General features: G+C 66.6%; 10 protein-coding genes. 8 read left to right on the top strand and 2 right to left on the bottom strand.

Annotation, left to right across the window (positions count from 1 at the left end; translation table 11 throughout):
* Positions 1–80 precede the first annotated feature (80 nt).
* Positions 81–1,085 carry an acetylxylan esterase gene (locus HDA44_RS04270; RefSeq protein ID WP_184831506.1) on the bottom strand — a complete coding sequence of 335 codons (1,005 nt, stop codon included), beginning with the start codon at positions 1,083–1,085 and terminating at the stop codon, positions 81–83.
* Positions 1,086–1,224: 139 nt separating this feature from the next.
* Between HDA44_RS04270 and HDA44_RS04265 the strand changes: the two genes are divergently transcribed.
* Genes HDA44_RS04265 through HDA44_RS04230 form a run of 8 tightly spaced genes read left to right on the top strand, consistent with a single transcriptional unit; the run spans position 1,225 to position 11,799 of the window.
* Entirely contained in the window at positions 1,225–1,812 is a 588-nt protein-coding gene (locus HDA44_RS04265; RefSeq protein ID WP_184831505.1) for a helix-turn-helix transcriptional regulator, read from the top strand.
* A 39-nt stretch (positions 1,813–1,851) separates the two neighbouring features.
* A complete protein-coding gene (locus HDA44_RS04260) occupies positions 1,852–3,429 on the top strand; it encodes a sulfatase family protein (protein WP_184831504.1) in 1,578 nt (525 codons plus the stop codon).
* 10 nt (positions 3,430–3,439) lie between these two features.
* The gene (locus HDA44_RS04255) at positions 3,440–4,954 is read left to right on the top strand and encodes an ABC transporter substrate-binding protein (RefSeq protein ID WP_184831503.1); all 1,515 of its coding nucleotides are present in this window, start codon (positions 3,440–3,442) and stop codon (positions 4,952–4,954) included.
* 4 nt (positions 4,955–4,958) lie between these two features.
* Positions 4,959–5,900 carry an ABC transporter permease gene (locus tag HDA44_RS04250; protein WP_184831502.1) on the top strand — a complete coding sequence of 314 codons (942 nt, stop codon included), beginning with the start codon at positions 4,959–4,961 and terminating at the stop codon, positions 5,898–5,900.
* Positions 5,897–7,714 carry a dipeptide/oligopeptide/nickel ABC transporter permease/ATP-binding protein gene (locus HDA44_RS04245; RefSeq protein ID WP_184831501.1) on the top strand — a complete coding sequence of 606 codons (1,818 nt, stop codon included), beginning with the start codon at positions 5,897–5,899 and terminating at the stop codon, positions 7,712–7,714. The genes HDA44_RS04250 and HDA44_RS04245 overlap by 4 nt, the downstream gene beginning before the upstream one ends.
* Entirely contained in the window at positions 7,707–8,522 is an 816-nt protein-coding gene (locus tag HDA44_RS04240) for an ATP-binding cassette domain-containing protein (protein ID WP_184831499.1), read from the top strand. The genes HDA44_RS04245 and HDA44_RS04240 overlap by 8 nt, the downstream gene beginning before the upstream one ends.
* A complete protein-coding gene (locus HDA44_RS04235; protein WP_184831497.1) occupies positions 8,519–10,282 on the top strand; it encodes a sulfatase in 1,764 nt (587 codons plus the stop codon). Before HDA44_RS04240 ends, HDA44_RS04235 begins: the two co-directional genes overlap by 4 nt.
* Positions 10,282–11,799: a sulfatase family protein gene (locus tag HDA44_RS04230; RefSeq protein ID WP_184831495.1), complete on the top strand. Its 1,518-nt coding sequence runs from the start codon at positions 10,282–10,284 to the stop codon at positions 11,797–11,799. Before HDA44_RS04235 ends, HDA44_RS04230 begins: the two co-directional genes overlap by 1 nt.
* A 7-nt stretch (positions 11,800–11,806) precedes the next feature.
* Here the strand turns inward: HDA44_RS04230 and HDA44_RS04225 are convergent, their stop codons facing one another.
* Positions 11,807–12,829: a DUF4037 domain-containing protein gene (locus HDA44_RS04225; protein ID WP_184831493.1), complete on the bottom strand. Its 1,023-nt coding sequence runs from the start codon at positions 12,827–12,829 to the stop codon at positions 11,807–11,809.
* Positions 12,830–12,871: the final 42 nt, after the last annotated feature.

The following is a 12,871-nucleotide window of genomic DNA, read 5'->3' as shown; positions in this document are numbered from 1 at the left end:
ACTGGTCCGGTCGGTCCCAGTCTGACCGACGCGTATGACCGTGTAACGACGCCCGGGCCGAAAACTCATCGGTCGAGCGATTATTTCGCCGCGGCCGCCCCGAAGATCTTCGCGAACCAGTCCAGCTGCGCGACGTCCTGGTACGTCTGACCGCCTTCGTGGGTGTTGTAGTGGTACACCTCGATGTCCTTCTGCTCGCTGCCGTAGTGGTTGTACGCGGCGAACACCGTCGACGGCGGGCAGATCGGGTCCATCAGCGCGACCGAGAACAGCGCCGGCGCCGTGGCCAGCCGGCCGAGGTTGACGCCGTCGAAGTAGCTCAGCGTGGTCAGCGCCGCGTCGACGTCGTGCCGGAAGCCCTTCAGGTACCGGGCGATCTCCCCGTACGGGTCCTTGTCGGTGATCTCCAGCGCCCGCTGGAAGTGGCACAGGAACGGGACGTCCGGAGCGCAGCCGAGCAGTTCGATCCCGGCCAGCGGCGCGAGACCGGCGGCCGCGATCGAGATCCCGCCGCCCTGACTGCCGCCGGTGACGATGATCTTGTCCGGGTCCACCAGCGGGGACGTCCTGACCGCGTCCAGGGCCCGGACCGCGTCGATGAACACGCGCCGGTAGTAGTACGTCTCCGGGTCGGTGATGCCCGCGGTCATGAAGCCCGGCGTGTGGTTCAGGCCCGCGTACGGGCTCGCGTCCGGCGTACCGCTGAGTCCGCCGGAGCTGTAGCCCTGACCGCGGGTGTCCATCACGAAGTGCGCGTACCCGGCCTGCGCCCACAGCGTGGTCGCGTGCGCGAAGCCACGGCCGCCGGAGTACCCGTGGTACTGCACGACGGTCGGGAGCGGACCGGTGGCTCCGGCCGGCACGTGCAGCCAGCCCTTGACCGGCGCGCCGCCGAAGCCGGCGTAGCTGACGTCGTAGGTGTCGATCACCGCGAGCTTGTTGTCGATCGGGGTGAACGAAGCGGACAGGTCCTCGGTGCGCGCCTTCTCGATCGAACGGCGCCAGAAGTCGACCAGGTCGGCGGGAGCGGCCACGTCGGGCCGGTACTCGCGGAGCTTGTCGAGGGAAAGGTCGAACATGGCCATGAAGGAGAAACCTACGCCCGGCGACTGCTGATTGGTAAGCGATGTCCATAACCGGACGAGGATCGAACTCTTGACGGGGTATTCCACTTGTGGTGTCCTCTCGGGTATTCCACTTGTGGCATACCGTCCGGAGGCGATCGTGAAGCTCGAGCACATCCTTCTCGGCGTGCTGCTGATGCGCCCGAGCACCGGGTACGACCTGAAGCGGTACATGGACGCCCGCGGGACGTTCCTGCGGCCCAACACCCAGATGAGCCAGGTCTACCGCTGCCTGTCGTCGATGGAGGAGCGCGGCTGGGTCTGGCACACGGTCGAGCCCCGGCCGGGCGCCCAGGACGCCAAGACCTACCGGGTCACCGACGAAGGGATCACGGTGTTCATGGACTGGCTGACGGCTCCGTACTCCCCGGCCACCCTCTACACCAGGGATCCCGGGTTCTACGGGCGGCTCGCATTCTGCGGCTTCCTCCAGTCCGACCAGGTGATCGAGCTGCTCGATCGGGAGATCCTCGCCCGGCAGCTGCAGATCAAGCGCTTCCGGGACCGGGACCGCAGCGTCCCCGAGGAGCCCGAGCTGCCGTTCGACGCCGGCCTGCAGGCCCTGGTCGAGGAGCGGACGCACGAGCTCGGTTCGCAGTACATGGACCAGCACGTCGCCTGGTGCATCGAGCTTCGCGCGGAGTTGCAGCGTCGCGGTTCCGAGCGTCGCATTCGCGCCGTCGACTGACCACGCCGGACGGCGCGGTCGCCCTTCAGGAGCACACCCATGCCCAATTCCAGGCCGAACGTCCTGTGGATCAGCACCCACGACATCAATCCGCATCTCGGCTGCTACGCCGGCAGCTGGCCGGGCGCCGAGCAGGCGCGGACGCCACGCCTCGACGCGCTGGCCGCCGACGGTCTGCGCTTCGACCGCGCGTTCTCGGCGGCGCCGGTCTGCGGTCCGTCCCGCAGCGCGATCATCACCGGCTGCTTCCCGCCCGCGATCGGCACCATGCACATGCGTACGCGGGCCACTCCCCCGCCGGAGGTCAAGCTGCTGCCGGAGTACTTCCGGGCCGCGGGCTACTGGACCGGCAACACCGCGTTCACCGACTTCCAGCTCGACGTCCCCGATCCGGTGTACGACGAGCTCGGCGATCATGCGCACTGGCGGCTACGCGACGATCCGGAGCAGCCGTTCTTCATGGCGTTCCACAGCCTGATCACGCATGAGTCGCAGCTCTACCTGAGCGACGAGGAGTTCGCGGCGAAGACACCGGACGCGCGGCGAGTGGAGCAGGTCGAGGTGCCGCCATACCACCCGGACACCGAGGTGTACCGCAAGTCGTGGCGGCGGTATCTCGAACTGATCAGCCAACTGGACCATTGGGCCGGCGGACTGCTCGACCAGCTCGACGACGATGGGATTGCCGACAATACGATTGTCGTCTTCTGGAGTGATCACGGGCTCGGGATGCCGCGCGGCAAACGGTGGGCGACGGAGCTCGGGTTCCGCGAACCGTTGATCATGCGCTGGCCCGCGAAGATCCGGGCGGGTTCGACGTACGCCGAACCGGTCGCGTTGATGGATCTCGCGCCGACGATGCTGGCGCTGTGCGGGCTCGAAGTGCCGGAGCACCTGCACGGTGAGGTGATTGTCGACAATGCCGGCCAGCCCGGCCGGGTCAGCCCGTACGTCGTCGGTGCGCGGGACCGGATCGGTGAGGCGGAGGACACCTCGCGGACGGTCCGCGACCGGCACTTCCGGTACACGCGGCATCTGCATCCGGACCGGTCCTCGATGGCGCATACCGAGTACCCGGACAATCTGTGGACCTGGAAAGAACTGCGACGGCTCTTCGCGCAGGAGGCGCGGCAGCAGCTGGCGTTCGGGGTGGCGCCGTCGATCCTGACCGAGTTGCAGCGGTCGATTGTTGCCGCTGGCAAGCGTGCGCCCGAAGAACTGTACGACGTCGAGGCCGATCCGCACGAGGAACTCAACCTGGCCGGCCGCCCCGAGTACGCCGACGTTCAGCAGCGGTTGTCGGATGCGCTCGACGACTGGCTGGACCAGGTCGGTGATCTCGGTGGCAGACCCGAAGCCGAGCTGCTGGCCGAGTGGCGCCCGGACGGTCGACGGCCGTGCACTGAAACACCCGAGGTCGAGGTCCGTGCCGGGCTGGTCGCGGTCACGTGTCCGACGGCTGGATCGATTGCCGGTTGGAGTACTCGTCCGCCTGCGGCGAGCGAACGCGACTGGCAGCTGTACACCGACCCGTTCATCCCATCCGGACCGATCTGGATCAAGAGCTGGCGTATCGGGTTCGAGCCCAGCGCCGAGGTTCGGTTCACCGCACCCTAAGGAGCTCAGCATGCTCATCCGCCGCTGCGGTGCTGTTCTGGCCGCCGCCGCCCTGGTCGCCGGCGCCGGTGCCTGTTCCGGCGCCGGCGCCGGGGGGACCGCCGCCAAGACCCTGACCATCGCCAACGCCCTGGACAACAACTCGTTCGACCCGACCCAGCTGAACATCGGCAACCAGATGCAGTACTGGTCACCGGTCTTCGACACGTTGCTGTCCCGCGGCAAGGACAATCAGCTCAAGCCCTGGCTCGCGACCTCCTGGGCGTACGACGCGAAGCGCACCACGCTCAACCTGAAGCTGAAGAGCGGCGTGAAGTTCACCGACGGTACGGCCTTCGACGCGACCGTGGTGAAGGACAACCTGACCAACCTGGCGGCCGGTACCGGGCAGAACTCGTACATGAGCCGGTCGATCGCCACGTACCAGATCGTCAGCCCGACCGAGCTGAACCTGAAGCTGAAGACACCCGATCCAGGTCTGATCGACTACCTGGCCAGCGTCGGCGGTGTGATGGCGAGCCCGAAGTCGCTGAAGACGAAAGAGGTCGCGACCACCCCGGTCGGCAGCGGGCCGTACGTGCTGGACCGGGCCGGAACGGTTGCCGGAAGCACCTATACGTACAAGCGGAATCCGGACTACTGGAACGCCGCCGCCTTCCCGTACGACAAGATCGTGATCAAGCCGATGAACGACCTCACCGCCCGGCTGAACGCGCTCAAGTCCGGTCAGGTGAACGCCACCATCACCGACACCAACTCCCTTGCGGACGCCAAACGCAGTGGTCTGACCGTCAACACCACGCCGGTGAACTGGAACGGTCTGATGTTGATGGACCGCGATGGGAAGCTGGTTCCGGCGCTGAAGGACCTGCGGGTACGGAAGGCGATCAACTACGCGTTCGACCGCGAAGCGATCCTGAAGAACGTCTCCCACGGTCAGGGCACGCTGACGACGCAGATCTTCAACGCGGCCGGTGACGGGTACGACAAGGCGCTGGACGGGATCTACAACTACGACGTGGCGAAGGCGAAGCAGCTGCTCGCCGAGGCCGGGTACGCGAGTGGGTTCACGATCACGATGCCGGAGTCGCCCGGGTTCGCGCAGTACAACGCGATCATCGAGCAGCAGCTGGGCGCGATCGGGATCACGGTGAAGTGGGTGAAGGTACCGGCGAACGCGATCATTCCGGCGATCCTGTCCGGGAAGTACCCGGTCGCGTTCATGACGCTGGGCAGTCAGTCCGCCTGGCAGGACATCCAGAAGGCGGTCACCCGGAAGTCGCCGTGGAACCCGCTGAAGGCCGGTGACCCAGAGCTCGACAAGCTGCTGGCCGCTGCTCAGTCCGCTCCCGAAGCACAGCTCCCGGCCGCTATGCAGGCGGTCAGCAAGTGGCTGGTCGACAACGCCTGGTTCGACCCGTGGTACCGGGAGAACAGCGTCTACCTCAGCGATGCCAAGACCGCGGTCGCCATGGGGGCGTACAACGTGGTGCCCCCGGTCAGCGCGTTCGCGCCGAAGGAGTGACGGCATGATCGGATTCATCGGACGCAGACTGATCGCTTGTGCCGTACTGGTCGTGGTGATCGCCGGTATCACCTTCCTGCTCGCCTTCTCGGCCACTAGCAACGTCGCCCGCAACCTACTCGGTGAGAACGCCACACCGGACCAGCTAGCTGCCAAGGACGCGGAGCTCGGTCTGGACAAGCCACTACTCGCACAGCTCGGGACCTGGGCGCAGCACGCGCTGCAGGGCGACCTAGGCATCTCGTGGTTCACCAACGAACCAGTCGCCCAGGCCATAGCCAACCGGCTCCCTGTCACCCTCTCCATGGTGGTACTGGCCGTCGCACTCACCGCACTGATCAGCGTGGGCCTCGGTGTGGCTGCCGCAGTACGAGGCGGCTGGCTGGATCGAGTCATCCAGGTACTGAGCGTCGCCGGGTTCGCACTACCGAACTTCTGGGTCGCGCTGGTGCTGGTGGTGTTCTTCTCGGTCACCCTGGGCGTCCTGCCCGCGACCGGGTACGTACCGCTCTCGGAGTCACCTGGTAGCTGGGCAGCGGCCCTCGTACTGCCGGTGGCGTCCCTGGTGATCGGGAGCACCGCGTCAGCAGCACAGCAGGTACGCGGCGCAGTGATCGACGTACTGCGCCAGGACTTCGTTCGTACGCTGCGGGCTCGTGGCATCAGTCCACGCTCGGTGCTGTTCCGGCACGCGCTGCGCAACGCCGCCAGCCCCGCACTGACCGTTCTGTCGCTTCAGTTCATCGCACTGCTCGGTGGTGCCGTGGTGATCGAGAAGGTGTTCGCCATCCCCGGCCTCGGCACGCTGACCATCAACGCGGCGCTGCAGGGCGACGTACCGGTTCTGATGGGTGTCGTGGTCACGCTGGTCGTTCTGGTCGTCATCGTCAACCTGGTCATCGACATCGTCAGCGGCTGGGTCAACCCCAAGGTGCGTGTCCAATGACAGTCCGCAAGGTCCTCCGCAACCCACTGGCGGTCGTGGCACTGGTGATCCTGCTGGCCATCGTGCTGGCGAGCGTTCTTGCGCCACTGATTGCACCGCACAGCCCTACCGCGCTCCGGTTGGACAAGATCAACGCCGGACCAGGTGGCGGGTACCTACTAGGTGGCGACGGTGCGGGACGCGACATCCTCAGCCGGTTACTGCACGCGGGCCGCAACACCCTGGCCGGCGCACTGATCGCGCTGTCCGTCGCACTGTTGCTCGGGGTGGTGTCTGGGCTGCTCAGTGGGTACTACGGCGGTCTGCTCGACGGCGTACTCGGCTGGGGTGCCAACCTGCTGATGGCGTTGCCGACCATGATCGTACTGCTCGCCCTGTTCCAGGCGCTCGGTTCGTCGATCTACCTGGCCATGGTCGCGTTCGGAGTGATGCTCTCCCCCGGTTTCCATCGGCTGGTTCGCGGCCAGGTGATGGCGGTCAAACATGAGCTCTACGTCGACGCGGCCCGGGTCTCGGGTCTGAGTGATCCGCGGATCATCGGCCGGCACGTGCTGCTGGTGATCCGGGCGCCGATCGTCATCCAGGCCTCGGTGGTGGCCGGGATCGCGATCGTGGTCCAGTCCGGCCTGGAGTTCCTCGGGCTCGGCGATCCGGGCACTCCTACCTGGGGTGGCATGCTGCAGGACGCGTTCACGAACATCTACACGTCCCCGGTCGCGATCTGGTGGCCCGGGATGACGATCGCGCTGACCGTCGCCTCGCTGGTCCTGCTCGGCAACGCAATCCGCGACGTCATCCAGCGCACCGAACGCCCACGCAAACCACCGAAACCACCGACGCTCCCGACGCCGGCCGCGTCGCGCCGGGAGCCGAGTGGCTCGGTCGCGGACCGCCTGGAACCAGGCGGCTCGGTCGCGGACCGCCTGGAACCGGGCGACTCGGTCGCGGACCGCCTGGAACCGGGCGGCTCGGCGACGCCGTGTGCCGACGAGCTGCCGTTGCTGCGGATTACCGAGCTTTCCGTCGGTTATCCGAGCGGGGACGAGTACCGCGCGGTCGTTCGCGGCGTCGATCTCGACGTTCGGCACGGTGAGGTGATGGGACTGGTCGGCGAGTCCGGCTCCGGCAAGACGCAGACCGCCTTCTCGGTGCTCGGCCTGCTCTCCCCCGGCGGCACCCTGCTCGGTCGCAGCAGCATCCTGTTCGACGGGCGCGAGCTGGCCCGGCTGCCCGAGGCCGAGCGACGCGCCCTGCGCGGCAAGCGGATCGGGTACATCCCGCAGGAGCCGATGTCCAACCTGGACCCGTGCTTCCGGGTCGGCGAGCAACTGGTCGAGCCGTTGCGGTTCGTCAGCGGCCTGTCCAAACAGGCAGCCGTGACGGAGGCACTGCACCTGCTCGAACGGGTCGGCATCCCGGAACCACCGCGTACGTTCGCCGCGTACCCGCATGAGATCTCCGGCGGGATGGCACAACGCGTACTGATCGCCGGCGCGGTCTCCGGCAAACCGGAGCTGCTGATCGCGGACGAACCGACGACCGCGCTGGACGTGACCGTGCAGGCCGAGGTACTCGATCTCCTCCGCGGTCTGCAAACCGAGTTCGGGATGGCGATGTTGCTGGTCACGCACAACTTCGGCGTGGTCGCCGACATCTGCGACCGGGTGGCGGTGATGCAGGACGGGCGGATCGTCGAAGTGAACGATGTCCGGCCGTTGTTCGCGCGGCCGCGGCACCAGTACACCCAGACCCTGCTCGGATCGACGCTCGAGGACAGCGCGCCGCGTACCCGCCTGGAGGTGAACCATGCTTGAGGCAAGCAATGTGGTGGTCGAGTACGCCGCGCGTGGCTGGCGGTCGAAGGGATTCCGCGCGCTGCACGACGTGTCGTTCGGCATCAAACCGCGTGAGACGCTCGGCCTGGTCGGTGAATCGGGGTCCGGCAAGACCACGATCGGCCGGGCGGTGCTCGGGCTGGTACCGGTCAGTTCGGGCTCGATCCGGTTCGGCGGGCAGCAACTGGTCGGGATGCCGCGGCGCGAGCGGCGGAAGCTCAGCGACGACATCCAGGTCGTGTTCCAGGACCCGTACAGCTCGCTGAATCCGTCGATGACGGTCGAGGACATCCTGGTCGAGCCGCTGATCGCGCGTGGTTCGGCCGATCGGAAGACCGCGACCGGGCGGGTGCGCACGCTGCTCGACCAGGTCGGTCTGCCGCAGGACGCCGTTCACCGGTTGCCGCGGGAGTTCTCCGGTGGTCAGCGGCAGCGGATCGCGATCGCCCGGGCGCTCGCGCTGCGACCCAAACTCATCGTCTGCGACGAGCCCGTGTCCGCGCTGGACCTGTCCACCCAGGCGCGGGTGCTCGACCTGTTCATCTCGATCCAGGAGGAAACCGGCGTTGCCTATCTGTTCATCTCACATGACCTGGCGGTCGTCCGGCACATCAGTCACCGGGTGGCGGTGCTCTATCGCGGCGACATCGTCGAGTACGGCGACGCCGTCGACGTCACGGAGCGGCCCGCGCACCCGTACACGAGGAGGCTGCTGATGGCCGCGCCGATCCCGGACCCGGACCGGCAGGCGGCCCGCCGGCAAGAGCGGCTCGAGGTGGCTGGATGAAGCGTGCCGTGATGGTCATGTACGACTCACTGAACCGGCGCATGCTCCCGCCGTACGGTGCGTCGGAGGTGCACGCGCCGAACTTCAGCCGGCTCGCCGAGCACACCGTACTGTTCGAGAACTGCTACGCGGGCAGCATGCCCTGTATGCCGGCCCGCCGCGAGTTGCACACCGGGCGGTACAACTTCCTGCACCGCTCGTGGGGCCCGCTGGAGCCGTACGACGACTCGATGCCGGAGTTGTTGCGGACCAGCGGCGTACACACGCATCTCGCGACCGATCATCAGCACTACTGGGAGGACGGCGGTGCGACGTACCACAACAGGTACTCGACGTACGAGTTCTTCCGCGGGCAGGAAGGTGATCGGTGGAAGGGCCAGGTCCGTGATCCCGAAGTGCCGGCGACGCTGAACGGTACGTCGTTCCTCAGCCGGCAGGACTGGGTTAACCGGCAGTACCTGCAGGACGAGGCGCAGCACAGTCAGACACGCACGTTCGACGCCGGGATCGAGTTCATCGAGACCAACCGGGCGGAGGACGGGTGGTTCGTACAGATCGAGACGTTCGACCCGCACGAGCCCTTCTTCAGCTATCAGGAGTACCGGCAGTTGGCGGGGGTGGACACGGATGCACCGGTGTTCGACTGGCCCTCGTACCGGCGGGTGATCGAGTCGCCCGACGAGGTGGAGCGGGCCCGGGGTGAGTACCTGGCTCTACTGGCGATGTGCGATCGGTCGCTGGGCCGCGTACTCGATCTGTTCGATGAGCACCAGCTGTGGGACGACACGATGCTGATTGTCTGCACCGACCACGGCTTCCTGCTCGGTGAGCGCGGCTGGTGGGGCAAGAGCGTGCAGCCCTGGTTCGACGAGACGATCCACACGCCACTGTTCGTCTGGGATCCCCGGCAGCGCCGGTCCGGCGAGCGTACCGAGGAGCTGGTGCAGACAATCGACCTCGCGCCGACGCTGCTCGACTACTTCGGTGTGGGTGTTCCGGACGACATGCAGGGGCAGCCGGTGCTGGCGGGCGGGTCACGCGAGGCGGCGCTGTTCGGTGCGCATGGCGGTCATGTCAACGTCACCGACGGACGCTACGTGTACATGCGTGCGTGCGCCGATCAGTCAAACGGTCCGCTGTACAACTACACATTGATGCCTACCCACATGCGCGCCCGCTTCACACCGGCCGAGCTACGGGACGCTGAGCTGGTGGACGGCTTCACCTTCACCAAAGGCGTGCCAGTACTACGTGTCGCCGGACCACCGGTCGGCAACCCGTGGTGGCACGGCACGTTGCTGTTCGACCTACAGACCGATCCACAACAGCAGAGCCCACTCCGCGACGACGAACTCGAGTTGCGGCTCTGCACGCTCCTGGTCGACCAGATGCGTGCCAACGACGCGCCACCCGAGCAGTACGAACGCCTCGGCCTTCCTGCTGACGGACCGGTGCTCAGCGAGCACCTACTGATCGGACAGCAGTGGGAGCAAGTGCAACGAGCACTCCAGCCATCAGTCCGGCGGAGTGAGCTTGCCGCGGACTCACCACTACGGACCCTGACGCTGTCCGACGTACTGGATCGCTACCCGGCCATACTACCAACTCACATCGTCGCCGGACTGACTGGCATGCGCCGGCTGATCCCCTCGGCTCCCCTGCTCGACATCTTCGCGTCGCATCCGGGTATGACCGCGGACATGATGCTGGAGATCGATGCTGCCCTGACTGCCGAACTTGTCACCGGAGAGGTGAGTTGATGCCGGGCCCGAACCTCGTCTTCGTCATGTCCGACGACCACGCCGCGCATGCGATCTCGGCGTACTGCGACAACACGAGCAGCCGGATCAACAGCACGCCGCACCTGGACCGGCTGGCCCAGGACGGGGTGCGGATGGACGCGACGTACTGCACGAACTCGATCTGCTCCCCGTCGCGGGCGTCGATCCTGACCGGTACGTACAGCCATGTGAACGGGGTGGCGTCGATCTTCACCGAGCTCGACTACCGGGTACCTACGTTCGCCGAAGTACTGAAGGACGCCGGTTATCAGACCGCACTGTTCGGCAAATGGCATCTCGGCGAGCGCGCGGAGTCCGCACCGCGCCATTTCGACGAGTGGCGGGTGTTCCCTGGTCAGGGTGACTATGTCGATCCGCTGATGATCGGACCGGACGGCGCGGCGACCGTGTCTGGGTACGCCACCGACATCGTCACCGATCAGAGCATCGGCTGGCTGCGGCAGCGGGACCCGGAACGGCCGTTCCTGCTGCTCGTACACCACAAGGCGCCGCACCGGCCGTGGGTGCCGGATGAGAAGCACAAGCACCTCTACCCGGTCGGATCGATCCCGGAGCCGAGCACGCTGTACGACGACCACAGCACCCGTAGTCAGGCGGTTCGTGGCGTACGCATGTCAGTGGCGGACGACCTGGGTGCGGATGAGCTTGGCGAGGACCTGCCGGACGAACTGCGCGGACCGGAGAACCGGGAAGCTCGGATGCGGTGGAAGTACCAGCGCTACCTGCGTGACTACCTGCAGTGCGTGCAGTCGATCGACGACAACGTGGGCCGGCTCCTGGACGTACTGGACGAGGAGGGTGTCAGTGACAACACGGTAGTGGTGTACACGTCCGACCAGGGGTTCTTCCTCGGTGACCATGGCTGGTTCGACAAGCGGCTGATGTTCGACGAGTCGCTGCAGATGCCGATGCTGATCCGCTGGCCGGCCGCCCTGCCCGCCGGGAGCACCTGCGATGCCATGGTGACCAACGTGGACTTCGCAGCGACCTTCCTGGACATGGCCGGGCTGGACACCGCATCCGCGCTACCGACGTCGCAGGGCCGGAGCTTCCTGCCGCTACTACGTGGCGAGCAGGTACCGGACTGGCCCGAGGCGATGTACTACCGGTACTGGGAGCACGATGACCCGATCCACCACGCTCCGGCGCACTACGGCGTACGCACCAAGGAGTTCAAGCTCATCCACTACTACGGCGCCGGTCTGGGCGTACCAGGCTCGTCGGAGCGACTGTTCGAGTCGGAGTGGGAGCTGTATGACCTCCGCACCGACCCGGAAGAGCTGGTGAACGTCGCAGACGACCCGGCGTACGCGGAGCACCGTGCGACGCTCGCTGAACAACTGGCCGAGCTACAGGCGCGGTACGCCGACCTGCCGTACGAGGGCCCCTCAACAGAACGCCCTAGCTGGTCATGGGCCGACGAGAAGTCGATCGCGATGGCCACTCGGTACGGCGAGCGGCCCAAGTCAGAGTGAGCGGCCGTCAACGGTAGACAGCGGCCAGCTTGCGGTACACCTGCGGGTTGCTGAGTACGTCCGTGTTGTCCACGTACTGGTCGATTGACCCGATCAGACCATGCCGCTTGACCGCTTCGTCCGTGACGTTTGCCAGACACGCCTGGACGAAGCGGTCGGCACCGATGACCTGAGCTGGGCGGTCGAAGTACGGCCGCGGTGACGGATCCAGCTCGTCGGTGACGCCTAGTGCGTTGTGCCGGCGGGCTACCAGCTCGTACGCGGTGACGAGTGCCTGCTCGCGGTCCGCGTACGACGCGGCGTCCACTGCACCGGACAGCGCACTGGCGAGTCCATCCGAGTCATCCAGTCTTGCGAACGCCGTACCCAACCACTTGGTGTACGGCGCGTACGTACGCGACTGCAGCAGTGCCAGCCGCATCAGGTCACGCGTCAACCGCGCAGCGACCACCCGTGAGCCGAGTACGTCACCCACCTCATCCGTCCGCTGGACGAACGCCTCCTCCTGGGCGATCCGGGACCACTGGCAGGCCATCAACCAGTGCCAGATCTGGTCCGGGTACCAGGACAGTGCTGCACGTACCGGAGCGAGCCGGCCGTCATCCGCGTACACCTGTCCGGCCACCACGCCGAGTAGCTGCTGCTGTGGTGTCACCAGCCAGTCGGCAACAGCAATCGGCTGGGACGCGTTAAACCCCAGCTGTCCGGTCAGCCAGTCGCCCAGCGTCGACACCGTCACATGGTGCTGTGGCGTCAGGCTGTCCCACCCGAAGCGCACCGGGTACCCGTCGTACTCATCAGGTAGTCCGTCGTCCACGGCCTTCCGTACGCGATCCACCTCGTCCGCATCGACCAGTACGGTCACTCGCGGGCCCCAGCCGTGGTCCATCGAGCGTGCGGTGTCGTAGCCGAGGACATCCGAGCCCCACCCGAGCAGACCGGCCGCGTAGCCGATGTCGCCCACCAGCGGCGCGATCACGTCGGTGTGAAACCCGGCCGCCACCTCGGCTGCCGCCCGGAACTCCGCCACGAGGGGACCACCTTTCGCTCTGGTTTGCACGTCTACAGTTAC

The organism is Kribbella solani (assembly GCF_014205295.1).
GTDB lineage: Bacteria > Actinomycetota > Actinomycetes > Propionibacteriales > Kribbellaceae > Kribbella > Kribbella solani.
Note: the sequence above shows the minus strand (reverse complement) of the source record. Positions and strands in the feature narration are given on the sequence as shown.